The following is a 24,282-nucleotide window of genomic DNA, read 5'->3' as shown; positions in this document are numbered from 1 at the left end:
CGTGAAAACTGCTGTCGCGCCACTGGCCCATGAAATCCCCCCCGCGTACAGGATGACGTCGTCACTGAACTGAAGGACATCTACATCGAGAAAGGCACGCCGATGTTCATGCGCACGGTGCTGGCGCTGTTTTGCGGCGGCTTCGCGACGTTCGCCTTGTTGTACTGCGTGCAGCCGATGATGCCGTTGTTGTCCAAGGAGTTTGCCGTCAACGCGGCGCAAAGCAGCCTGATCCTTTCGGTGGCGACCGGCCTGCTCGCCATCGGCCTGTTGATCACCGGCCCGATTTCCGACCGCATCGGCCGCAAGCCGGTGATGGTCGCCGCCCTGTTCGCCGCCGCCCTGTGCACCCTAGCCAGCGCCATGATGCCGACCTGGCACGGCGTCCTGCTGCTGCGTGCGCTGGTGGGGCTGTCGCTGAGCGGGCTGGCCGCGGTGGCGATGACGTACCTGAGCGAAGAGATCCACCCCAAGCACATCGGCCTGGCGATGGGGCTGTACATCGCCGGCAATGCCATCGGTGGCATGAGCGGACGCTTGATCACCGGCGTGCTGATCGACTTCGTCAGTTGGCACACCGCGATGCTGGTGATTGGCGGCCTGGCCCTGATCGCCGCGGCGGTCTTCTGGCGGATCCTGCCGGAGTCGCGCAATTTCCGGCCCCGCTCGCTGCACCCGCGCAGCCTGCTCGACGGCTTTACCCAGCACTTTCGCGACGCTGGCCTGCCGCTGCTGTTCCTTGAAGCCTTCGTCCTGATGGGCGCCTTCGTGACCCTGTTCAACTACATCGGCTACCGCCTGCTGGCCGAGCCTTATCATCTGGACCAGGCCTTCGTCGGACTGCTGTCGGTGGTGTACCTGTCGGGTATCTACAGCTCGGCAAAAGTCGGCGCGCTGGCGGACAAGCTGGGGCGGCGCAAGATGCTCTGGGCAACCATCGCGCTGATGCTGGCCGGCCTCGCACTGACGATGGCCACGTCGCTGATGCTGGTGATCCCGGGCATGCTGGTGTTCACCTTCGGCTTCTTCGGCGCCCACTCGGTCGCCAGCAGTTGGATCGGCCGCCGCGCCCTCACCGCCAAGGGGCAGGCCTCCTCGCTTTACCTGTTCAGCTATTACGCCGGGTCGAGCGTGGCCGGCACGGCGGGCGGCGTGGCCTGGCACGTGGGGGGTTGGAACGGGGTCGGCCTGTTCATCGGCGCGTTGCTGGTGGTGGCCTTGTGGGTGGCGGTGAAGCTGGCGAAGTTGCCGGTGTTGCCAGGTAACCTGGCGGTTTAGACAGACACCGCCAGGATCGGCCCAGTCCCTGTGGCGAGGGGATTTATCCCCGTCAGGCTGCGAAGCGGCCTCGGTTTCTACGCCGCAGTGCAGTCCAATGGCGAGCGCTTCGCACTCGAACGGGGATAAATCCCCTCGCCACAGGCGCCTCTTTCCAACCAATCATTGTGCCAACACCACCCGCGCCTCCAACACCTTCCCCCGCACCTCCAGGGTCAGCGCGTGCAGCACCGCGCCGTCGCGTTCGTGGCGGTCCAGCCAGTGCAGCAATGGGTTGGCGTCACCGGTGACCATGAGTCGCAGCGCATCGCCATCGACCTCCATCTCGGCGATGTCTAGCCCTGCCGCCGTGGCGCTGTCATTGACGCGCACCGACAAGGGTCGGTCCGCGGTGTCCCGGGCCGGTGCCGCGCGCTGGATCCGCACGCTCAGTTCGGCCTGTTGGCGGTACTGCCGCTCGGCGACTTCAAGCCGTTGCGCCATGGGGCGCCCGATCGAGGTGTAGCCCACGGTCACCAGCACCAGCCCGGCCGTCCCCAGCAACAACCCTTGCTCACGGCGCGACACGCCTGCCCAGGCTTGTTTCAGCCTCTGTAGTGCCTTGACGTTCATCCACCGTTCTCCAGCGTCAGGATGGCCTGCACGCGATTGCCTTGTTTGCTCGCACTGCCCAGGATCAGGGGCAGACCGTTCTGTTGGCCGCGTTCGCGCAGTTGTTCCAGCTCGACAAAACTGTTGGCCGTCAGTTGGAGCTTCCAGCCCTCGCCTGCGCGAAAGTCGATGCGCTGCACCTCGACATGACTGGCGCCGACGACACGCTCCACCAGATGAACCAGGCGCGCCACCTGGGTGTCCTGGTCCTGTCCGCCGCGCCCCTGCATGGCCTGGAACTGCGCGGCCAGGTCGACGATGCGGCTTTGTCCGGGGTACAGCGCCCGGAACCGCTGCTCGCTCTGGCTGTACAGCCGTCGCGTTTCGCCTTCCAGAAAGCGCACGCGGGCTTCGCTGAACACCCAGCTCAGCACCAATACACCCAGCGCCGCGGCCATCGCACCGCGCCATGGCAAGCGCTGGCGGCGGCGCCGGAACTCGCCTTGCAACAAGTCAACGGGGTGTCCGCCCGCGCTCAGCAACCACTCATCGATGCCCGGACGGTCGCGGGCCTCGTCTAGCCAGTGGATGTCCTCGCCAAGACTCGGCTTGAGCACCGTCAGGGCCGGGCCCGACAATGCCACCCGTGCCGCCAGCGCGCCGCCCAGCAACCAGCGGCCAAACCAGCGCACGCCAAACGCCTGGTCACCGGCCAACAGGTCGGCATCGACGTGCACCGCCCGCACGGCGACGCCCTGTTCGTCGAGCAAGGCCAGTAACGCCCGGAACCGGTCCCGTTGCGTCACCAGCAGCGGGTAACGGTGCTGCCGGTCCCGGGCGCCGACGGCGATGTGCAGCACTTCCAGGTTTTCACTCAGTTGCTCTTCGATGGCGAATGCCAGCGCCTGGGGTCGCGGCGGGCGGCGAGAGGGCCAGGGGTCGCTGCGCACCCAACTGCACAGTTCCATCGGCAACAGCACGACGACCTCACGCCCGAGCAGTTCACGGGCCGCTTCGTGCAGGGGCAAGCAGCGTCGCTCGCCCGTCGGCGACCATATGCAGCAGGGCCAGTTGGCAGAGGGCGCGCCCAGGCCTTCGGCGGTCAGGTAAAGCCAGGTTTTCATCAGGGGAGCTCACCAGGGCTGAAGGGTAAGAAACGACGCTGGCGCACGGTCCAGCGTCCGGTCGTGGCATCACGCTCGAGGTCCGAAGCCAGGCGCAGACGGTTGCCGGCGCGGGTCACGCTCACGGTGATGCGGAACCAGCGACTGGTCACGCCCAGGCCATGGCTGCTGAGGCCCAGGCCGGCCACCAGCGGATCATTGGTAAACGCCTGCACACTGGCGTAGGGCGTTTGCCAGCGCCGCTGGGCCAACGCCCTGGCCGGCTCGCCCTCCATGCCGTCGAGGGTCATTAGCAACAGCGGCGGCGCGGTGTTGACGTTCAACCGGGCCTCCTTGGGCAGCAGCACCACCCAAGGCGCCAGGCGCCGCAGCATCGAGCCATCGATGCCAGGCAACAGGCGCAGTTGACTCAACTCGTGCACCACCCCGACCTGAGGCAACGACATCGATGGCAGATCCAGCAAGGCAAGCAATCGGCTCCATCGACCCAAGGTCACCTGGTCGACTTGCCCCTGGGCCAACAACGGGGTGAGGTTCAGCCGCGCAGACAAATCCTCGATCGCGACGTGGACCTGGGCGTCGTCCAGCGCCCAGGCCGGTTCGCGCCGCGCCCAGTCCTGGCTCAGGTCAACAACCCCGGACGGCGCGGCCACGCTCTCTTGCAGCACCGCTTGCGCCCAGGCTTCCCCGGCCAGCCCAAGCTGGCGCAGCTGGACCTGTTGCAGCGGCTGGGCGCTGCTGTGCAACAACAGGCGATGGCTATGCAACATGCCACCGATCACCAGCAACGCCAGGCTCAGCACCAGCAGCACGCTGATCAGCGCTACCCCTCGCTGTCGACTCACGGCAACGCTCCCGGCAACAGCAGCACCCGACGGACCTGTTCGAAACGCCCGGTCGACACCACCAGTTCCAGTGCCAGCGGCGCGACCTCACGCACGGTTTCGCTGCGCCAGCCGCGCTGCGGATCGAACACCCGCCAGCTCAGGCCGCGCACCTCGTCGAGCAATTTCTGCTGCTGCACAACGGTGCTGCCTTCTGCGCGACTGTCGCGCCACAGCACGCGGTCTTCGAGTCGATAAGCCACCGCCTGCCGCTCGCTGCGCGGCAGATCCTGTGGGTTGCGCCAATGGCTGCGCTGCAATTGCAGGCCCGTCGGCGCGAGCACGACCGAGCCAAGGACGGCCTGCCAGGCATCGCGCTCGATCACCCCCACGGCCCGTTGCAAGGCGCGGATGTCTCGCTCGTGATGACCGGCGCCTTGCTGGGCTCGCACGACGCCGTCGAACAGCCGCCAACTGGCCAGGCCGAGCAAGGCGAAAATGGCAATGGCGATGACCAGTTCCAACAAGGTGAAACCCGACTGTCTATTCATCACGCTGGCGGATCCACCCCAGGGTGCGGTGCACAACCGCCGGACTGCCGGCTCGGCTGACCTGGATCTCGACCTGGACCAGGCGCGGATCATGGGCCGCGGCGATACGCTGTTGCAGCGTCCAGTCGCGACGCCCCAGGCGCAGGTCCAGCCGTTGCTGCCCAGGCGCCGGGGTCGGGTGCAGGCGCAGCTCGCTCAACTGATTGTCCGCCAGCCACGCGCCGAACAGCCGCTCCTCCAGCCCGGCGCCCTGCTTGAGCACGAACTGGCTGGCAGAAAGCACCGCTGCCGACACCGTGGCAAAAATCGCCAAGGCGATCATGACTTCCAGCAGGGTGAAGCCGCGGCTATCGACCGCCAGCCTGCTCGCCTTACTCATCGATCGAGGGCTCCGACAGGCCATCGCTCGACACCGCGGACAAGCGCTGGCCGGCGACCTGGACAAACAGGCGAAACGGGCTGATTTCATCGCTGCTGAGCATCAGCAACTGCGGCGCGCCCGGCGTGTCATCGAGGGCCATGGCGTGGCCGTCCTGCTCCAGGCCAAGGGACAGTGGCTGCGGCAAGCGTTGCAAGGTCGCTACCGCGGTCCAGCCCTGGGCGTCGAGGCGCAGCGCCTGATAACCGTGCTTGTGTATGCGCAGTCCATATTCCTCGCTCTCCAGCACCGCCCGCTCGCGCAACTGCTGCACCACCCGGATGAACGCCCCGGCTTGCTGACGCGCTTCCCTGGCCGGGTTCGGGCCCACGGCGAGGCTGACCATGCCGGCCGCGATCGCAATCAAGACGATGACTACCATCAGTTCCAGCAGGGTAAAACCCCGGCAACGGGCGCAACTGCGGCCACCTGAGTCGTGGCGAAGTAGCCTGCTGCCGTTCGAGTGCGTAGCACTCAAGGGGGCCGCTACGCGGTCCAGCGGGAGCAAGCTCCCTCGCCGCGGGTTCAGCGCGTTCCCTGGGTGAACGGTATGACGGTAACCGGCGCGCATGTTCATTCGGTCCAGTTGCCGATGTCGGCCGCCAGCCCATCGCCACCCGGTGCGCCATCGGCGCCCAGCGAATACAGGTCATAGCTGCCGTCCAACGACCTGAGGCCCGGACTGAGGTACTGGTAAGGCGTGCCCCACGGATCGATCGGCAGGCTCTTCAGATACCCCTGGGGGTTCCAGTTCCGCGGCGCGGGCGTGCCTCCCGGACGCTTGCTCAGCGCTTCGAGGCCCTGTTGGGTCGAGGGGTACTGGAAGTTGTCGAGCCGGTACATTTCCAGCGCCGTGGCGATGGCCTGGATGTCGGTCCGCGCCGCCGTGGCCTTGGCCTGGTCGGGGCGGCTCATGAATTGCGGCACCACGATGGCGCCGAGCACGCCGATGATGACCACCACCACCATGATTTCAATCAGGGTAAAGCCACGTTGAAGAGGTACCGCTCGGTTGTCTGGAGAGTGCATGGGTCAATTCACCAATTGGTTGAGGCTCAAGATAGGCAGGAGGATGGCCATGACGATCAGCAGCACGACGCCGCCCATCAACACCAACATGGCCGGTTCGAAAAGACTCACCACCAGGGCAATCCGCGCCGCGAGGCTGGCTTCCTGTTGCTCGGCGGCGCGGGCCAGCATGCTGTCGAGCTCACCGGCCCGCTCGCCGCTGGCGATCATGTGCAGCATCAGCGGCGGGATATCGCCGCCGCGCTCCAGGCCACGGGTCAGCGTCCCACCCTCGCGGACCGAGCGGGCGACGTCGGCCATGCGCGCGCGAATCGTCAGGTTGCCGATGACCTGCGCGGCAATGTGCAAGGCGTCAACCAGGGGCACCGCGCTCTTACTGAGGATCGCCAGGGTGCTGGCGAACCGCGCAGCTTCCATCGCCCGCAACACCTCGCCCAACAACGGCAGCCGCAACAGCAACCGATGCCAGCGCAGGCGCCACGCCGGTTGACGCAAGCTCCAGCGCCACACCGCCACGAGCCCGAGCAACGCCGCGAACAGCCACAGGCCGTGGCGGCGCAAGCCATCGCTCACGGCGATCAGCGCCTGGGTCAGCCAGGGCAGCGGCTGGCCGCTGTCGATGAAGATCTTCACCACGTCCGGCACCACGTAGCCCAGCAGGAAGGCGACGATCGCGACGCAGGCCAGCAGCAGGATCAGCGGGTACACCAACGCCAGTTGAATGCGCTGGCGCGACGCCTGGCGCGCCTGGGTGTAGCTCGCCAGTTGCTCCAGCACCTGGCCGAGATGACCGGACTGCTCGCCCGCCGCCACCGTGGCGCAGAACAGCTCGGGAAACGCCTGGGGAAACGCCCGCAGGGCCGTCGCCAGCGCATGCCCTTCCATCACCCGGCCACGCACCGCCGACAGCAGTTGGACAACACGACGTTTCTGGTTCTGTTGCGCCACCGCCGCCAGCGACTCTTCAAGGGGCAGGCCGGCCTGGATCAAGGTGGACAGTTGCAATGTCAACAAGGCCAGCTCGGCCGGGCTCAAGCGCGATCCGGCATAACGGCTGCGCAAGGTTCGCCGTTCCCCGCCTTCGTGCAGTTCCCAGGGCAGCAAGCCGCGTTCGCGCAACAACTGCCGGGCCTGACGGGCGCTGTCAGCCTCCACGCGGCCCTTGCAGCGTCGGCCCTGGGCATCTTCGGCCCGATAATCGAAGGTCGGCATCGGGCTAATCCTCTTGGGTGACGCGCAACAGTTCATCGACGCTGGTCAGGCCTTCCAAGACCCGTTGGCGGCCGTCCTGGAACAAGCTGCGGGAGGTCTTGCGCGCCTCGCTCGCCAGCGCTTGCTCGGTGGCGCCCTGGTGAATCAGTTGCGAAAACGGGCTGCTCACCGTCACCAGCTCATAGATACCGAAACGGCCGCGATAGCCTTTCTGGCATTGCTCGCAGCCCTGGGCCTTGAACAGCCGGGGCGCGGCCGTTGCAGCCAGCCCCAGGCGCTGGCAGGTGGCGGCATCGGCCACGTAGGGCACCTTGCAGGACGGGCATAACCTGCGCAGCAAGCGCTGGGCGACGATGCCGGCCAGGGACGATGCCAGCAGGTAGGCGTCCACCCCCATGTCCACCAGCCGCGTGACCGCACCGACGGCGGTGTTGGTGTGCAGCGTGGAGAGCACCAGGTGCCCGGTCAGGGAGGCCTGGACGGCAATTTCGGCGGTCTCGCGGTCGCGTATTTCGCCAACCATCACCACGTCCGGGTCCTGGCGCAGGATCGCCCGCAAGCCACGGGCGAAGGTCATGTCGACCTTCGGGTTGACCGGCATCTGGCCGATGCCCGGCAGGTGATATTCGATCGGGTCTTCGACGGTGAGGATGTTGCGGCTCTGGTCGTTGAGGCTGCTCAACGCGGCGTACAGGCTGGTGGTTTTCCCCGACCCGGTGGGGCCGGTGACCAACACGATGCCATGGGGCTTGCCGAGCAATTGCCGCAGGCTCGCCAGGGTGTCGTCGGGCAGGCCCAGGCGCAGCACGTCCAGGCGTCCGGCCTGCTTGTCGAGCAGGCGCAGCACCACGCGCTCGCCGTGGGCCGAGGGCAGGGTCGAGACCCGCACATCGACTTCGTGCCCGGCCAGGCGCAAGGCGATGCGTCCGTCCTGGGGCACACGTTTCTCGGCGATGTCCAACCGGGCCATGACCTTGATCCGCGACACCAGCAGGCTCGCCAGCTCCCGGCGCGGGCGCAGCATTTCCTGCAACTGACCGTCGATGCGCATGCGCACCGACAGGTATTGCTCGAACGTCTCCAGGTGCACGTCCGAGGCGTGCTCGCGAACCGCCTCGCTGAGCAAGGCATTGATCAGCCGGATGATCGGCGCATCGCCCTGTTGCTCCAGCAGGTCGGTGGTCTGTGGCACCTGGTCGGCCAGGCTGAGCAGGTCCAGTTCTTCGTCCAGGCCTTGGGCAACCTGCTCGGCGGCGCTCTGGCCCTGGCGGTAGACACTGGCCAGGCGCACCGCGAACAGTGCGGGCTCAAGCACCTGGATCGGCAATTCCCGACCACACAGGCGCCGCACTTCGGCAATCGCGGTCAGCGCCGCATCGCGGCGCATCACCAGGCTCAAGGTCGGCCCCGCGCCTTCCAGCAGCACGCCGAAGCGCCTGGCGAAACCAAAGGGCAACACGGCCTGCGGGTCACTCACAAGTCACCCGCCTGCGCGGTGCCCGCGGCCGTCTCCGACGCCTCGAACAACTGGCGCGCGTCCCGGGGCAGCAACAGCGAATTGTTCTGCCGCGAGCCGGGCTTGCTCAGCTCACGCAACGCGTCGTAGCGCTGCCGGCTGACATCGGCCAGGTCTTCGTTGTTACGCACGATGGTGGGACGCAGGAAGACCATCAGGTTGCTTTTGGTCTGGGTGTCGCGGGTCCAGCGAAACAGCGCGCCCAGGTACGGAATGCTGCGCAGCAACGGCACGCCGCTTTCCTCGGTACGTACGCTGTCGCGGATCAGCCCGCCAATGACGATGATCTCGCCGTCGTCCGCCAGGATCGTGCTCTTCAAGGCGCGCTTGTTGGTGATCAGGTCGGATGAGTCCACGCCGGTGACCGAGGGGGCGATGTCCGAGACTTCCTGCTGGACCTCCAGGCGCAGGGTGGAACCTTCGTTGATGTACGGCTTGACCTTGAGGCTGATGCCGACGTCCTTGCGCTCCACGGTGGTGAACGGGTTGTCGGCGCCGTTGCCGCTGGTGGCGTAGGAGCCCGTCTTGAAGGGGACGTTCTGGCCGACGATGATTTCCGCCTCCTGGTTATCCAGGGTCAACAGGCTGGGCGTGGACAGCAGGTTGCTGTGGGTATTGCTCGCCAATGCCGAGACCAGTGCGCCGAAGCGATCACTCCCCAACTGCAGGACCGCGCCTTCTGGCGCGCTTTTCAGTGCATCGGCATCCAGCCCGCCGAAGATCGGCACCTTGGTGCCGGGAAAATTGATGAAGCCTGTGGCACTGCCGCTCTTGAGGCCCCATTGCACCCCCAGGGCCTCAGCGATGTCCCCGGTGATCTCGACGATGGCCGCGTGGATGAGCACCTGGGCGCGCGGTTGATCCAGTTCCCGGACGATGTTTTCCACCGTGCGCACCTGGGCCGGCTCGGCGAGCAGCACCAAGGCGTTCTGGCTTTCGTCGGCCTTGATCATGAAGCCACCGTTGACGGCGCTTTCCCGCTGGCCGGCCAGAGCGGGCGTGGTTTTCCGGTCCTGGCCGACCGCTTCCAGCACCTGGGCCAGTTGCTTGGCATCGCTGTGGCGCAGGCGGATGACCCGCGCGTTGCCCTGGGAGGCGGCCGCTGGCACGTCGAGGGTCCGGGCCAGGTCCGCCAGGCGCTGGCGCACCGCCGGCGCGCCGATGATCACCAGGCGATTGCTGCGCGCGTCGGCAATCACCAGGCCCGCCGTGTCGCCGTCGCGCTTGCCGGTGGCGGCTTCCATTACCGGCGCGATGTCCACGGCCTGGGCATGGCGCAGGGGCAGCACCACGTGATTGCGGTTACGCCCGGCGTCCAACTGCGCCACGACCCCGGCAATGCGCTGGACGTTGGCGGCGGTGTCGGTGACCACCAGCGCGTTGGAGGAAACCGAAGGCCCGACGTAGCCATTGACCGACACCAGCGGCCGGACCAACCCGGCGACATCGGCGGCAATGCTCGAATGCAAGTCCAGGACCCGGGTCACGAATTGCGATGGCGTGGCGCTGTTGGCGTCGCTGGCGCCGGCCCGGGTCTTGGCCTCGGCGACCGGGGTGATCAGGATCCGCTCACCTTCATCGATCACCGTGAAGTTGTGTGCATCGAGCACCGAATAGAACAACCGGCGCACGCCTTCGCGGTCCAGTGCCTGGCGCGACATGACGGTAATGCGCCCGGACACTCTGGGATCAAGCACCACGGTCTTGCCCAGGATTGCCGAGATTTCCTCGACCACGTCACGCAATTCGGCATTGTTCATCGCCAGTTGCCAATGGGTTTCCTCGGCCCGCAATGAGCCGGCAAAGGCCAGCGGGCCGCACACGGCAAGGCAGAACAGGACGCGCGATACGGGGCCCCGGATAAAACTGTTCATCAATTCGATCACTCTGTTTGCCCGACGACCGGGCGTAGGTATTGCGAGGAAGGCAGCGTGGCCTGGCGCGGCGGTTCGGCAGCCACCTGGCGCAACAGCGGCGGGGTCGCCGGTTGCAGGGCCAGGCGTTCTTCGCGCCCGTTGCGCCACAACATCACGTGGCCGGGTTCGACCCGGCGCAACACGCTGCCACCGGGCAAGCGTTCGCCCACCTGGTAGATGCGCGGCCCCGCCGCATCCGCCAGCAACGCCCGCGACAGGCCCTGGTCGACCACGAAGCTGGCCTGCAACGTCATCGGTTCCGCGCTGGCTGCGTGGGCACCTTCGGGGGCCAGGCCAAGCACGGTCGCCACCGCCTGCACGTTGGGCAAGCCGCGAGTGGCCGGCGCGGCAGCCACCACCGGCATATCCCGACCCAGCGCCTGGCGAAAACGCCACTCGCGCTCCACCAGCCAGCCTGCGTACAGCAGCGGCACGAGCACCAGCAAGGCCGTCGCTGAACGGCTGCCGGCCCAACGGGCAAGGCTCACCGCGGCGACCGCTGCACGGGCGCGTCCGGCTGCCGTGCAAAGGACATGCGCCGCACCACCCGACGCCCGGAAAATTCATGCCAGGCCACGGCGCAAAGATGCAGCACGATGAGCAGCGACAACACCGCGCAGGACACGACATGGGCCGCGTTCGCCCAGTCGATCAGCGCCGGATCGTCCAGCGGCTGAGGGAGCTGGAAAAGCCCGAACACACTGATGGCGCTTTTCATCATCAGTACCCCGGTCACCAGCACGACGCCGATGACCAGGTAGATCGAGGCATGCACCGCCAGGGCCAGCCGGTGGATCGCCGAAGGCGTCGGTTCCCGGGTTTGCAGCGCGCCGACAAACAGCCAGAGGCGCCAGGCAAACAACGGGATGAACAGCGTGGTCAGCGACACATTGAGCGAGCCGACCCAATGTTCGGTGGCCGCCGACACCGGGTAATACGCCACGTAAAAGCCCGACACCAACGCCCATAGAATGATGACCGCGGACAGCCAGTGCAGCAGCACCCGCCGTGCACAGTAATGAGAGGAATGCATCATCACGTTCTCGCTTGAAGGCCCCAGGCAGCCCATCCGGATTGCCTGGGGCCATGCCTGTCGGGACTTACAGCTTGTCCCAGGCGCTTTGCCAGGAAGCACCGACACCCGGCTCGAAACCGTTGGCCGTCGGCGTGTACTGCTTGCAGTAGCCGGAGGCCGGGAACGGCTTGCATTCGAAGACTTCATCGGTTTTCGGCTGCAGCACTTTCGTGCCGGCGGCGTAGTCACTGAGGCCTTCCGGGAAGACGAAGTCGTACTCGATGCCCGCGCCTTCACCGCCGAGGGTGACAGGCTGGGTCTGCTGGCGAGTGGTCCGGCCGTCTTCGGTGGTGCCCACCAGCGTCAGGGTGTGGGCGCCCGGCGCGCTGCGCACGTCGATACGCAGCTCGGTGTTGCCTTCGCCAACGGTCTGGCTCACGACACCGACCTGCTTGTTGTTCTCGTCGAACAACGTGGCTTCGACGTTCATCCTGCGGTTGGTCTGCGCAGCGAACGTCATGCCGACCCGCCCGTTGTCGAGGACGTACTCCGGCTGCAAGCCCGCGATGGCCATGCTCGCGCTGGCGTCTTCCTTCATGTCCAGTTGCACTTCGTAACGGCTCACGCCGCTTTCTTTCTGGGCGTACAGCTTGTTGGTGCCCTGGACTGGCGTGATGTTGCCGTCCTCATCGCGGATACCGGCACGAATCTGGGCATGGGCCTGGTTGATGGCTTCGGCCAGTTTGAACGACCAGTTCTCAGGCTTGCCTTCTTCAGCGTTGTCGATGCTGATCTCGACGCTGTACTGCGGGTTTTCGCCGGTCGCGGAAAAGGCTCGGGCCTTGACCTTGTCACCCGCCAGCAGCGAGGTCGACGGCGCGATGCTGCCCACCGGCGACCAGCCGCCCGGCAATGCCGCTTCGGCGAGGATGTTCACATCCGCCGGGTTGTAGAACGCGTTGTCGGTATCGCCCACCGTCCACACCGCGAGGATGACGTGATGCCCCGACTTGCTGTCGGGAATCACACAGTGGTGCTTGGTGCCACTCACTGGAACCTGATGAGCGCCATCGATCGTGCAGAATGGAGCGCTGTCGAACGACGCACGCTTGAGCGGCTCGTTCGGGTTCCAGCCGTCGCGAGTGATGAAATATTCGTGCTTGGTCGCCGGGTGCGGGGCGGAGTATTGCCATTGGAAGTCGATCTCCCGATCCCTGATTTCGGTCAGTTGCCAGCGAGAAGCAGACTGCGCATCCAGGGCGGAAAACAGCGAATTGCCGCCGCTGGCGATCTTGCCGTCGATGGGGCCTTGCAGCGGACCACCGCCTGCGCCATTCGGGAAACCCTTGAACGTCTCACCGGTGCTGTGAGGTTCATATTGCGCGCCACCACAATGATTGTTTTCACCTTTCTGGCACAAGAATGCACGCGAAGGCGGTACTTCAAGAAAACCGTGGGCAAGTACGCCCTGGGACGCGGCCAGTGCCGACAATAGAACCAATGACGACGCACACCCCGTTAATGTGCTGCGCGTGTTGAAGTTGTTTTTCATATAAGTTCCAGACTAGTCATCGAGATTTAAGGACGTATAACCGTCATCTTGAAAGGCACGCCGGATCGTTTGGCGCCGCACCTCGCAAGCGCCGAAACCTTATAGAAAATCGAAACCTCGCTATGTAGGGCAAATCTCCCAAGGGAGAAGGAATGATCTCTGAATCGATTTCCCCTTACATGACAAAAGAAATCTCTTACCCATAGAAACAGCCACCCAACATAAACAAACAGAAAACATCAGACGTGAATGAGTTTGATGTTGAGTGGATAAACAACGGGCAATAAAAAGCCTGTCCGGCACGGGTCCGGACAGGCTGGGGTCAACGTTGCAACTGTTACGGGTGGTATTGCGCCGACAACTCGTGCACCGCCCGCAGGAAGGCACCGGCGTGTTCCGGATCGACTTCCGGGGTGATGCCATGGCCGAGGTTGAACACGTGGCCACTGCCGCTGCCGTAGCTGGCGAGGATACGTGCGACTTCGGCACGGATGGCCTCGGGCTTGGCATACAGCACGGTCGGGTCCATGTTGCCTTGCAGGGCGACCTTGTGACCGACGCGCTCACGGGCGTTGCCGATGTCGCAGGTCCAGTCCAGGCCAAGGGCATCGGCGCCAACATCGGCGATGCTTTCCAGCCACAGGCCGCCGTTCTTGGTAAACAGGATCACCGGGACCTTGCGGCCCTCGTGCTCGCGGATCAAGCCGCTGACGATCTTGCTCATGTAGGCCAGGGAGAACTCCTGGTAAGCCGCCGCCGACAGGTTGCCGCCCCAGGTGTCGAAGATCTGCACCGCTTGCGCGCCGGCCAGGATCTGGCCATTGAGGTAGGACGTCACCGACTGCGCCAGTTTATCCAGCAGCAGGTGCATGGCTTGCGGGTTGTCGTAGAGCATGGCCTTGGTCTTGCGGAAGTCCTTCGACGAGCCGCCTTCGACCATGTAGGTGGCCAGGGTCCACGGGCTGCCGGAGAAACCGATCAGCGGCACACGGCCGTTGAGCTCACGACGGATGGTGCTGACCGCGTCCATGACGTAGCCCAGGTCTTTCTGCGGGTCGGGAATCGGCAGCGCTTCGATGTCGGCCAGGGTGCTGACGACTTTCTTGAAGCGCGGGCCTTCGCCGGTCTCGAAGTACAGGCCCTGGCCCATGGCATCGGGAATGGTGAGGATGTCGGAGAACAGGATCGCCGCGTCCAGCTGCGGGTAACGGTCCAGCGGTTGCAACGTGACTTCGCAGGCGAACTGCGGGTTCATGCACAGGCTCATGAAGTCGCCGGCCTTGGCGCGACTGGCGCGGTACTCCGGCAGGTAGCGACCCGCCTGGCGCATCATCCACACCGGGGTGACGTCTACGGGTTGCTTGAGCAGGGCGCGAAGGAAACGGTCGTTCTTCAGGGCAGTCATGTCGGCATCCGGAAAAAAAGTGCGGGCATTTTCTCAGAGCGCGACGCAAAAGGCACGGATGCAGGTCAGCCTTTTGTCTATCGGGTCAATTTGTCGCGGTGGACTTGGTATTCCCTACACCACAGAGCGACTGTGGGAGCGGGCTTGCTCGCGAATGCGGTGAGTCAGGCAACATTTCTGTCAACTGATACACCGTATTCGCGAGCAAGCCCGCTCCCACAGGTTTAACTGTACGCCAACCCGAGGTCAGACTTGCAGGTAATCCAGGATCCCTTCAGCCGCATTACGGCCTTCGAAGATCGCCGTCACCACCAGGTCGGAACCACGGACCATGTCGCCACCGGCGAAGATCTTCGGGTTGCTGGTCTGGTGCTTGTACTGGCCTTGCTCCGGCGCCACGACCCGGCCCTGGCTGTCGGTCTGGATGCTGAACTGCTCGAACCACGGCGCCGGGCTCGGACGGAAGCCGAAGGCGATGACCACGGCGTCGGCCGGGATGATTTCTTCGGATCCGGGGATCGGCTCGGGGCTGCGGCGACCGCGGGCGTCGGGTTCGCCGAGACGGGTCTCGACCACCTTCACGCCTTCGACCTTGTCTTCACCGACAATCGCAATCGGTTGGCGGTTATAGAGGAATTTCACGCCTTCTTCCTTGGCGTTCTTCACCTCTTTGCGCGAGCCGGGCATGTTGGCCTCGTCACGACGGTAGGCGCAGGTCACCGACTTGGCACCTTGACGAATCGACGTGCGGTTACAGTCCATCGCCGTGTCGCCGCCACCCAGTACCACGACCTTCTTGCCCTTCATGTCGACGAAGTCTTCCGGCGACTTTTCAAAGCCCAGGTTGCGGTTGACGTTGGCGATCAGGAAATCCAGCGCGTCGTACACGCCCGGCAGGTCCTCGCCGGCAAAGCCGCCCTTCATGTAGGTGTAGGTGCCCATGCCCATGAAGACCGCATCGTACTCGGCCAGCAGTTGCTCCATGGTCACGTCCTTGCCCACCTCGGTGTTCAGGCGGAACTCGATGCCCATGCCGGTGAAGACTTCGCGACGATTGCTCAGCACGGTCTTTTCCAGCTTGAACTCGGGAATGCCGAAGGTCAGCAGGCCGCCGATTTCCGGGTTCTTGTCGAACACCACGGGGGTCACCCCGCCCCGCACCAGCACGTCGGCACAGCCCAGGCCCGCCGGGCCCGCGCCGATGATGGCCACGCGCTTGCCGGTCGGCTTGACCTTGGACATGTCCGGGCGCCAGCCCATGGCGAACGCAGTGTCGGTGATGTACTTCTCCACCGAACCGATGGTCACCGCGCCAAAACCGTCGTTCAGGGTGCAGGCACCCTCGCACAGGCGGTCCTGCGGGCACACCCGGCCGCAGACTTCCGGCAGGGTGTTGGTCTGGTGCGACAGCTCGGCGGCCTGGAGTATGTTGCCCTCGGCCACCAGCTTCAGCCAGTTGGGAATGAAGTTGTGCACCGGGCACTTCCATTCGCAGTACGGGTTACCGCAACCCAGGCAGCGGTGGGCCTGGTCGGCCGACTGCTGGGGTTTGAAAGGCTCGTAGATTTCCACGAACTCTTTCTTGCGTTGACGCAACAGTTTCTTCTTCGGATCCTTGCGCCCGACATCGATGAACTGGAAGTCGTTATTCAGACGTTCAGCCATTGTTAAAACCTCATCAAACTCTTCAGGCGCATATCACTGCGGGTTGGCACGGGTGCTGGAAAGCAACGACTTCAGGTTGGCAGCCTTCGGCTTGACCAGCCAGAAGCGGCGCACGTAGTCATCGAGGTTCTCGGCGAGTTCACGACCCCACTCGCTGTCGGTTTCCTCGACGTACTCGTCCAGTACGCGTTGCAGGTGGCTGCGGTAGGCTTCCATCGCCTCGCCGCTGATCCGCTGGATTTCCACCAGTTCGTGGTTGACCCGGTCAACGAAGGTGTTGTCCTGGTCGAGCACGTAGGCGAAACCACCGGTCATGCCAGAGCCGAAGTTGTAACCGGTCTTGCCCAGTACGCAGACGAAACCGCCGGTCATGTACTCGCAGCAGTGATCCCCGGTGCCTTCCACCACGGTGTGGGCACCGGAGTTACGCACGGCGAAGCGCTCGCCCGCGGTGCCGGCGGCGAACAGCTTGCCTCCCGTGGCGCCGTACAGGCAGGTGTTGCCGATGATGGCACTGTCCTGGGTCCGGTAGACGCTGCCCTTGGGCGGAACGATGACCAGCTTGCCGCCGGTCATGCCCTTGCCCACGTAGTCGTTGGCGTCGCCTTCGAGGTACATGTTCAGGCCGCCGGCGTTCCAGACGCCGAAACTCTGGCCGGCGGTGCCCTTGAAGCGGAAGGTCACCGGTGCCTTGGCCATGCCCTGGTTGCCGTGCTTGCGGGCAATTTCGCCGGAGATCCGCGCGCCGATGGAACGGTCGCAGTTGCAGATATCCAGGGCGAATTCGGCACCGCTCAGGTCGTTGATCGCCGAAGCGGCCATCTCGACCATTTTCTCGGCCAACTCACCCTTGTCGAACGGCGGGTTGCGATCGACCTGGCAGAACTGAGGCTTGTCCGCCGGGATGAGGTCGCTGCCCAGCAACGGGCTCAGGTCCAGGTGATGCTGCTTGGCGGTCTGGCCTTCGATCACTTCCAGCAGGTCGGTACGACCGATCAGTTCCTCAAGCGAGCGCACGCCCAGCTTCGCCAGCCACTCACGGGTTTCTTCGGCCACGTAGGTGAAGAAGTTCACCACCATGTCGACGGTGCCGATGTAGTGGTCCTTGCGCAGCTTGTCGTTCTGGGTCGCCACGCCGGTGGCGCAGTTGTTCAGGTGGCAGATGCGCAGGTATTTGCAACCCAGGGCGATCATCGGCGCGGTGCCGAAGCCGAAGCTCTCGGCGCCGAGGATCGCGGCCTTGATCACGTCCAGGCCGGTTTTCAGGCCGCCATCGGTCTGCACCCGGACCTTGCCGCGCAAGTCGTTGCCGCGCAGGGTCTGGTGAGTTTCGGCCAGGCCCAGCTCCCATGGCGCGCCAGCGTACTTGATCGAGGTCAGCGGCGATGCGCCGGTGCCGCCATCGTAGCCGGAGATGGTGATCAGGTCGGCATAGGCCTTGGCCACGCCAGCGGCGATGGTGCCCACGCCGGCTTCCGCCACCAGTTTCACCGAAACCAGCGCCTGCGGGTTCACCTGCTTGAGGTCGAAGATCAGTTGCGACAGGTCTTCGATCGAGTAGATGTCGTGGTGCGGTGGCGGCGAGATCAGGGTCACGCCAGGCACCGCGTAGCGCAGCTTGGCGATCAGGCCGTTGACCTTGCCGCCGGGCAGCTGGCCGCCTTCGCCGGGCTTGGCGCCCTGGGCCACCTTGATCTGCAGCACTTCGGCGTTGACCAGGTATTCGGGTGTCACACCGAAACGGCCGGTGGCGACCTGCTTGATTTTCGAACTCTTAAGGGTGCCGTAGCGCGCCGGGTCTTCGCCGCCTTCGCCGGAGTTGGAACGCGCACCGAGGCGGTTCATGGCTTCAGCCAGGGCTTCGTGCGCTTCCGGAGACAGGGCGCCCAGGGAAATACCGGCGGAGTCGAAGCGCTTGAGCACCGATTCCAGTGGCTCCACTTCGCTGACGTCCAGCGGCGCCTCGAGCGTCTTGACCTTGAGCAGGTCGCGGATCATCGACACCGGACGGTTGTCCACCAGTGCGGTGTATTCCTTGAACTTGCTGTAGTCGCCCTGTTGCACGGCCGCTTGCAGGGTGTTGACCACGTCCGGGTTGTAGGCGTGGTATTCGCCGCCGTGGACGAACTTCAGCAGGCCGCCCTGCTGGATCGGCTTGCGCGGGCTCCAGGCTTCGGCCGCAAGGGCTTTCTGTTCGGCCTCGATGTCGACGAAGCGTGCGCCCTTGATGCGGCTTGGTACGCCACGGAAGCTCAGTTCGCAGACTTCTTCGGACAGGCCGATGGCTTCGAACAATTGCGCGCCACGGTACGACGCGATGGTCGAGATGCCCATCTTCGAGAGGATCTTGAGCAGGCCCTTGGTGATGCCGCGGCGGTAGTTCTTGAACACCTCGTAGAGGTCGCCCAGTACTTCACCGGTCCGGATCAGGTCGCCCAGCACTTCGTAGGCCAGGAACGGGTACACCGCCGAGGCACCGAAGCCGATCAGCACCGCGAAGTGATGCGGGTCGCGGGCGGTGGCGGTTTCCACCAGGATGTTGGAGTCGCAGCGCAGGCCTTTTTCGGTCAGGCGATGGTGCACCGCGCCGGTCGCCAGCGAGGCGTGGATCGGCAATTTGCCCGGAGCGATGTGACGGTCGCTCAGCACGATCTGGGTGCGCCCGGCACGCGCGGCTTCTTCAGCCTGGTCGGCCACATTGCGGATCGCCGCTTCGAGGCCGATGCTTTCGTCGTAGTTCAGGTCGATGACCTGACGCTCGAAGCCCGGACGGTCGAGGTTGGTCAGCGAGCGCCATTTGGCCGGGGAAATGACCGGCGAGCTGAGGATCACGCGCGAAGCGTGCTCCGGCGATTCCTGGAAGATGTTGCGCTCGGCGCCCAGGCAGATTTCCAACGACATCACGATCGCTTCACGCAGCGGGTCGATCGGCGGGTTGGTGACCTGGGCGAACTGCTGGCGGAAATAATCGTACGGCGTACGCACGCGCTGCGACAGCACGGCCATCGGCGTGTCGTCACCCATGGAACCGACCGCTTCGTAGCCCTGCTCGCCCAACGGACGCAGCACCTGGTCACGCTCTTCGAACGTCACCTGGTACATCTTCATGTATTGCTTGAGCTGGTCGACGTCGTAGAACGCCGAACCATGGTCGTTGTCTTCCATGGTCGCCTGGATGCGCAGGGCATTCTTGCGCAGCCATTGCTTGTACGGATGACGGGACTTGAGCCGGTTGTCGATGGCGTCGGTGTCGAGGATCTGGCCGGTCTCGGTGTCCACGGCGAAGATCTGGCCCGGGCCCACGCGGCCCTTGGCGATAACGTCCGCCGGCTGGTAGTTCCAGACGCCGATTTCCGATGCCAGGGTGATGAAACCGTTGGTGGTGGTGACCCAGCGCGCCGGGCGCAGGCCGTTACGGTCCAACAGGCACACGGCGTAGCGACCGTCGGTCATGACGATCCCGGCCGGGCCGTCCCACGGTTCCATGTGCATGGAGTTGTATTCGTAGAAGGCCCGCAGGTCCGGGTCCATGGTCTCGACGTTCTGCCACGCCGGCGGCACCAGCATGCGCACGCCGCGGAACAGGTCGATGCCACCGGTCACCATCAGTTCCAGCATGTTGTCCATGCTGGAGGAGTCGGAACCGACGCGGTTGACCAGCGGGCCGAGCTCTTCGAGGTCCGGCATCAGGTCGTTGGCGAACTTGGTGCGACGGGCCAGGGCCCAGTTGCGGTTGCCGGTGATGGTGTTGATCTCGCCGTTGTGGGCGAGGAAGCGGAATGGCTGGGCCAGCGGCCATTTCGGCAAGGTGTTGGTGGAGAAGCGCTGGTGGAACACGCAGATCGCGGTTTTCAGGCGCTCGTCGCTCAGGTCCGGATAGAAGGCGGTAAGGTCCGCCGGCATCATCAGGCCTTTGTAGATGATGGTCTTGTGGGAAAAGCTGCAGATGTAGTGATCGGTGTCGGCGGCATTGGCCACGGACGAGCGACGACGGGAGCTGAACAGCTTGATCGACATTTCTTGGTCGCTCAGGCCATCGCCGGCGATGAACACCTGTTCGATCTGCGGCAGGCGCTCCAGGGCCAGGCGGCCGAGGACGCTGGTGTCGATCGGCACTTTGCGCCAGCCAACCAGTTGCAGGCCGGCGGCCAGGATCTCGCGGTTCATGTTCTCGCGAGCAGCCTGTGCCTTCACCGGATCCTGGTTGAAGAACACCATGCCCACGGCGTATTGCTTGGGCAGGGTCACGCCAAACGTTTCCTGGGCAATGGCACGCAGGAACTCATCAGGCTTTTGAATCAGCAAGCCGCAACCGTCACCGGTCTTGCCGTCGGCGTTGATCCCACCGCGGTGGGTCATGCAGGTCAGGGCCTCAATGGCCGTTTGCAAAAGGGTATGGCTGGGCTCGCCCTGCATATGGGCTATCAGGCCGAAACCGCAGTTATCCTTGAATTCATCTGGTTGGTACAGACCTGCTTTCATAGACACTTTCTCACCAGGCTGCCTCTAATCGAGGCAAATTTCTTTTCAATTCAACCAGTTGCATGCCGCGCCGAACGTACGCCAGCTTTGCGGGGGCAAAAGGGAGGTCATTGTACACACCGACACGAAGCCCCACAAATTTGACGACGAACTGTCGCAAATTCATGTCGCATTTGTGAAAGGTTTAAAGCTATATGCTGTGCTAGTCAAAACTTTTTTGGGTTCCGACCGCGACGACTCAAACGCTACTGTGACGCAGACACCACAAGGCGCGCGGCCCGAAAGGTCGCTCGCCCTTGTGGAAATGTTGAGGTTGCCGGGAGAGGCGGCCTGGGTAAGGCCGCCGAATCTTCAGCGAGTTGCAGCCAGTTCCTGTTGGACACTGGCGACAGTGCGAGGCCAAGGTTTACCAGCCTGGACCTTCGCTGGCAAGGCCTTGATGGCGGAAACAGCCGCATCACGGTTGGCAAAGCTACCATAGGTGATGACATACAGCGGCTTGCCGTTGAGCACTTTCTTGAAATAGCGGTACTCGCCGCCCTGCTCCTTGACGAAGTTCTGGGCGGTGGCTTCCGAGCTGGTGCCAAGGATCTGCACCACGTAGTTGCTCGGTGCCTGGCCGGCGTACCAGTTGCCGCCAGCGGCCTTGGCCGGTGCCGCAGGCTTGGCCGCCGGCGCGGCGGGCTTGGCGGCCGGGGCCGGCGTCGGCGCGGGCTTGGCGGTGGCCACCTGGGTCGGGGCCGGGGTTGGCTTGGCGGCCGGGGTCGGTACTGGCGTCGGGGCCGGACCGGCCGGCACGCCGGCTGGCGGCGCGGTGGTGGTCACGGTCGGCGGCGTGTCGCTGCTGTCGTCGATCGGCGGTGCCGCGCCATCGTCACCCTCGGTGATTCCGCCGGCGGCTTCGGCCAGGGGCCCACGCATGACCGGTTGCGACTGGCCGACCAGCGGCAGCGGCATTGGCTGGGTGTTGCCGGCAAATTCCACCGCCGGTGCGCCGCCGTTAGGTTGTGGCGTGCCCTGGCCGAGGGGCAGTTGTGCCTGTTCGTTGGCAGGTGTGCCCGTGGTAGGCGCCTTGTTGCGCCCTGGCATCAGCCAGGCGGCAGCGACCGCGACCACGACCACGGCGGAAATCGCCAATACGTGTTTCTTCGGCATGTTGAACCCCATACTTGGACGCTTCACCGCGGAGCGGCTGGCGATCATGACTTCGATCAGAGCATCGCGGGCAACCTGGTTGATGTTGCCAGGCCAGCCGTCGGCGCTTTGGTGAATCTCAGAGATCTGATCGGCGGTAAAAAGTTCGATACCCCGGCCAGCCCCCTCAAGACGCTGGGCCAGGTATTCACGGGTCTCTTCCTCGGTGTAGGGCGCCAGTTCGATGACGTGGAACCGCTCTTCCTCGAGGCTCAGCTGATCCAGCTCGGCGATCAGCGACGACTCGCCGAACAGGAACACATGGGGACGGCCTTCCGGCGCGCCGGCCGCCAGGGCCAGCAGGGCTTCGAGGGCCGACTCGTCAAGTTGCTCGGCGTCGTCCACCAGCAGGTAGACTTCCTGCCCGGTCAGCGCCAGTTGCACGATCTGGTCGAGAATCGCACCGATTTCGGCCTGGGCCACATTCAGCGCCTCGGCCACCTGGCGCAACACACCCGCGGCATCGCCGGCGCCGCGGGCAGACACCACCACGCTCTGCACGGACTGCTTGTTGGTGCTGGCCACCAGGGCCTGGCGCAGCAAGGTCTTGCCGCTGCCCTGGGGACCGGTGACCACCAGCAGCAACTGGCTGTAACGCGCCAGGTGATGCAACTGGCCCAGCACCGGCTTGCGCTGGGCAGGGAAGAACTTGAAGCCCGGGACCCGTGGCGCAAAAGGGTCGTGACTCAACTGGAAATGGCCGAGGAACGCCTCGTCGGCATGCAAACTAGTCATCGGAATCTTATTAACCTTTAAGCTGAGCCAGGGCGCGGTAGTCCGCTCCCAGCGTGGCCTGTAGAACCTCTTTCGGATAATCGTCGGTCACTACCGCTTCGCCCATGCGGCGCAGCAGCACCAGACGCAGACGACCGTCGATCACTTTCTTGTCGATTGCCATGTGTTCGAGGAAATCCGCCTCGGTCATTTCCTCGGGCGGGATCACCGGCAGCCCGGCACGCTGGAACAGGCGAATGCCGCGATCACGCTCCTGCTCGCTGATCCAGCCCAGCCGCGCGGACATCTCCAGGGCCATGACCGTCCCCGCCGCCACGGCCTCGCCATGCAGCCAGACACCATAGCCCATGTGGGTTTCGATGGCGTGGCCGAACGTGTGACCCAGGTTGAGCGTGGCACGCACGCCCGACTCCCGTTCGTCGGCACCGACCACCGCGGCCTTGGCGGCGCAGGAGCGCTCGATGGCGTAGGTCAGGGCCGTCTGATCCAGGGCTCGCAGGCGGTCGACATTCTCTTCAAGCCAGCCCAGGAACGGCTCGTCGCAGATCAGCCCGTACTTGATGACTTCCGCCAACCCGGCGGACAGCTCGCGGGCCGACAGGGTGTTGAGGGTGGCCGTGTCGATCAGCACCACGTTGGGCTGATAGAACGCACCGACCATGTTCTTGCCCAGCGGATGGTTGATGCCGGTCTTGCCGCCCACCGAGGAGTCGACCTGGGACAGCAGCGTGGTAGGGATCTGGATGAAATCGACGCCGCGCTGGTAGCAGGCGGCGGCAAAGCCGGCCATGTCGCCGATCACACCGCCCCCCAAGGCCACGACCGTGGTGCGGCGGTCGTGCCGCGCGCTCAGCAGGCCATCGAAGATCAGTTGCAGGGTTTCCCAGTTCTTGAACGCTTCGCCGTCGGGCAGTACCACGGAAATGACCGAATAGGCCGACAAGGTGCGAGCCAGGCGTTCCAGGTACAGGGGGGCGACGGTTTCGTTGGAGATGATCGCCACTTGTCGCCCGGCGATATGCGGCGCCAGCAGTTCAGGCTGGTCCAGCAAACCTTCGCCAATGTGAATCGGGTAGCTGCGCTCGCCCAGGTCGACCTTAAGTGTCTGCATGTGTCCCCACAGTGAAGATGGAATCAGGCGTCCTGCCTGCAATTAACGAAAGTCCACGGTGATACGACGCCGCCCAATGGCCATACGCCACGCCCCAAGCGGGCCACGACGGGACGTCGAGGATAGCGCATTTCGCCAGGCGCATTAACGGGGAGGCAGTTGCTGCAAGCGCTCAAGGATGTCCAGCACCACCATCCGCGGCGGCCGTTCATCGGTTTCCACCACCAGGTCGGCGATCTCCCGGTACAGCGGATCACGCAACTCCAGCAGGTCGCGCAGGGTCTTGGCCGGATCGGCGGTGCGCAACAACGGCCGGTTTCGGTCGCGTGCCGTGCGACCGACCTGCTGTTCGACCGACGCGTGCAGGTAGACCACCCGTCCGCCAGCATGCAGCGCCCGACGATTGGCTTCGCGCATGACCGCGCCGCCACCGGTGGCCAGCACCACGCCCTCGAACGCGCACAGCTCGGCGATCATCGCCTGCTCACGGTCACGAAAGCCCGGCTCGCCTTCCTTGTCGAAGATCCATGGGATATTGGCGCCCGTGCGCAATTCAATTTCCTTGTCGGAATCTTTGAACGGCAGGCGCAGCTCTTTGGCCAGCAAACGGCCGATGGTGCTTTTTCCAGCGCCCATCGGCCCTACAAGAATCAAATTTCGCACA

19 protein-coding genes and 1 pseudogene are annotated in these 24,282 nt (G+C 64.7%); 1 reads left to right on the top strand and 19 read right to left on the bottom strand.

The features are described from left to right. Positions 1–22: 22 nt before the first annotated feature. Positions 23–1,278, top strand: a pseudogene (locus KI241_RS02105) (MFS transporter). A 162-nt stretch (positions 1,279–1,440) separates the two neighbouring features. Here the strand turns inward: KI241_RS02105 and gspM are convergent. The 19 genes from gspM to aroK form a co-directional block, all read right to left on the bottom strand. Further along, positions 1,441–1,890: a type II secretion system protein GspM gene (gene gspM, locus KI241_RS02100; RefSeq protein ID WP_042731793.1), complete on the bottom strand. Its 450-nt coding sequence runs from the start codon at positions 1,888–1,890 to the stop codon at positions 1,441–1,443. Then, a complete protein-coding gene (gene gspL / locus KI241_RS02095; protein WP_042731794.1) occupies positions 1,887–2,993 on the bottom strand; it encodes a type II secretion system protein GspL in 1,107 nt (368 codons plus the stop codon). The genes gspM and gspL overlap by 4 nt, the downstream gene beginning before the upstream one ends. After that, a complete protein-coding gene (locus KI241_RS02090; RefSeq protein WP_053148510.1) occupies positions 2,993–3,838 on the bottom strand; it encodes a type II secretion system protein GspK in 846 nt (281 codons plus the stop codon). Before KI241_RS02090 ends, gspL begins: the two co-directional genes overlap by 1 nt. Further along, positions 3,835–4,368, bottom strand: a complete 534-nt coding sequence (locus tag KI241_RS02085; RefSeq protein WP_042731796.1) for a type II secretion system protein GspJ — start codon at positions 4,366–4,368, stop codon at positions 3,835–3,837. Before KI241_RS02085 ends, KI241_RS02090 begins: the two co-directional genes overlap by 4 nt. Next, a complete protein-coding gene (gene gspI / locus KI241_RS02080) occupies positions 4,361–4,747 on the bottom strand; it encodes a type II secretion system minor pseudopilin GspI (protein ID WP_212803303.1) in 387 nt (128 codons plus the stop codon). The genes KI241_RS02085 and gspI overlap by 8 nt, the downstream gene beginning before the upstream one ends. Continuing rightward, complete coding sequence (gspH, locus tag KI241_RS02075; protein ID WP_212803302.1) at positions 4,740–5,357, bottom strand: type II secretion system minor pseudopilin GspH; 618 nt, start codon at positions 5,355–5,357, stop codon at positions 4,740–4,742. Before gspH ends, gspI begins: the two co-directional genes overlap by 8 nt. 2 nt (positions 5,358–5,359) lie before the next feature. Continuing rightward, entirely contained in the window at positions 5,360–5,815 is a 456-nt protein-coding gene (gspG, locus tag KI241_RS02070) for a type II secretion system major pseudopilin GspG (RefSeq protein WP_042731799.1), read from the bottom strand. A 3-nt stretch (positions 5,816–5,818) separates the two neighbouring features. Beyond that, the gene (gene gspF / locus KI241_RS02065) at positions 5,819–7,027 is read right to left on the bottom strand and encodes a type II secretion system inner membrane protein GspF (RefSeq protein ID WP_123579412.1); all 1,209 of its coding nucleotides are present in this window, start codon (positions 7,025–7,027) and stop codon (positions 5,819–5,821) included. A gap of 4 nt (positions 7,028–7,031) precedes the next feature. Continuing rightward, positions 7,032–8,504: a type II secretion system ATPase GspE gene (gene gspE / locus KI241_RS02060; protein WP_123579411.1), complete on the bottom strand. Its 1,473-nt coding sequence runs from the start codon at positions 8,502–8,504 to the stop codon at positions 7,032–7,034. Beyond that, entirely contained in the window at positions 8,501–10,417 is a 1,917-nt protein-coding gene (gene gspD / locus KI241_RS02055) for a type II secretion system secretin GspD (protein WP_042731802.1), read from the bottom strand. The genes gspE and gspD overlap by 4 nt, the downstream gene beginning before the upstream one ends. 8 nt (positions 10,418–10,425) lie before the next feature. Beyond that, positions 10,426–10,947 (bottom strand): type II secretion system protein N, encoded by a 522-nt coding sequence (locus tag KI241_RS02050; protein ID WP_212803301.1) that lies wholly within the window; start codon positions 10,945–10,947, stop codon positions 10,426–10,428. Next, positions 10,944–11,495 (bottom strand): cytochrome b/b6 domain-containing protein, encoded by a 552-nt coding sequence (locus tag KI241_RS02045; protein ID WP_311197327.1) that lies wholly within the window; start codon positions 11,493–11,495, stop codon positions 10,944–10,946. The genes KI241_RS02050 and KI241_RS02045 overlap by 4 nt, the downstream gene beginning before the upstream one ends. A gap of 64 nt (positions 11,496–11,559) precedes the next feature. Next, entirely contained in the window at positions 11,560–13,026 is a 1,467-nt protein-coding gene (gbpA, locus tag KI241_RS02040) for an N-acetylglucosamine-binding protein GbpA (RefSeq protein ID WP_123579409.1), read from the bottom strand. Between the two features lie 337 nt (positions 13,027–13,363). Further along, positions 13,364–14,431 (bottom strand): uroporphyrinogen decarboxylase, encoded by a 1,068-nt coding sequence (hemE, locus tag KI241_RS02035; RefSeq protein ID WP_042731564.1) that lies wholly within the window; start codon positions 14,429–14,431, stop codon positions 13,364–13,366. Between the two features lie 246 nt (positions 14,432–14,677). Then, a complete protein-coding gene (locus KI241_RS02030) occupies positions 14,678–16,096 on the bottom strand; it encodes an FAD-dependent oxidoreductase (RefSeq protein WP_123579408.1) in 1,419 nt (472 codons plus the stop codon). A gap of 33 nt (positions 16,097–16,129) precedes the next feature. Further along, entirely contained in the window at positions 16,130–20,578 is a 4,449-nt protein-coding gene (gene gltB, locus KI241_RS02025; protein ID WP_042731562.1) for a glutamate synthase large subunit, read from the bottom strand. A 351-nt stretch (positions 20,579–20,929) separates the two neighbouring features. After that, positions 20,930–22,507, bottom strand: a complete 1,578-nt coding sequence (locus tag KI241_RS02020; protein WP_212803300.1) for an AAA family ATPase — start codon at positions 22,505–22,507, stop codon at positions 20,930–20,932. A 10-nt stretch (positions 22,508–22,517) separates the two neighbouring features. Next, positions 22,518–23,618: a 3-dehydroquinate synthase gene (gene aroB / locus KI241_RS02015; protein ID WP_042731984.1), complete on the bottom strand. Its 1,101-nt coding sequence runs from the start codon at positions 23,616–23,618 to the stop codon at positions 22,518–22,520. Positions 23,619–23,762: 144 nt separating this feature from the next. Beyond that, positions 23,763–24,281: a shikimate kinase AroK gene (aroK, locus tag KI241_RS02010; RefSeq protein WP_042731985.1), complete on the bottom strand. Its 519-nt coding sequence runs from the start codon at positions 24,279–24,281 to the stop codon at positions 23,763–23,765. Position 24,282 lies beyond the last annotated feature (1 nt).

Origin of the sequence: Pseudomonas sp. Cab53 (assembly GCF_018325965.1) — a bacterium.
Taxonomy (GTDB): Bacteria; Pseudomonadota; Gammaproteobacteria; order Pseudomonadales; family Pseudomonadaceae; genus Aquipseudomonas; species Aquipseudomonas chlororaphis_E.
Note: the sequence above shows the minus strand (reverse complement) of the source record. Positions and strands in the feature narration are given on the sequence as shown.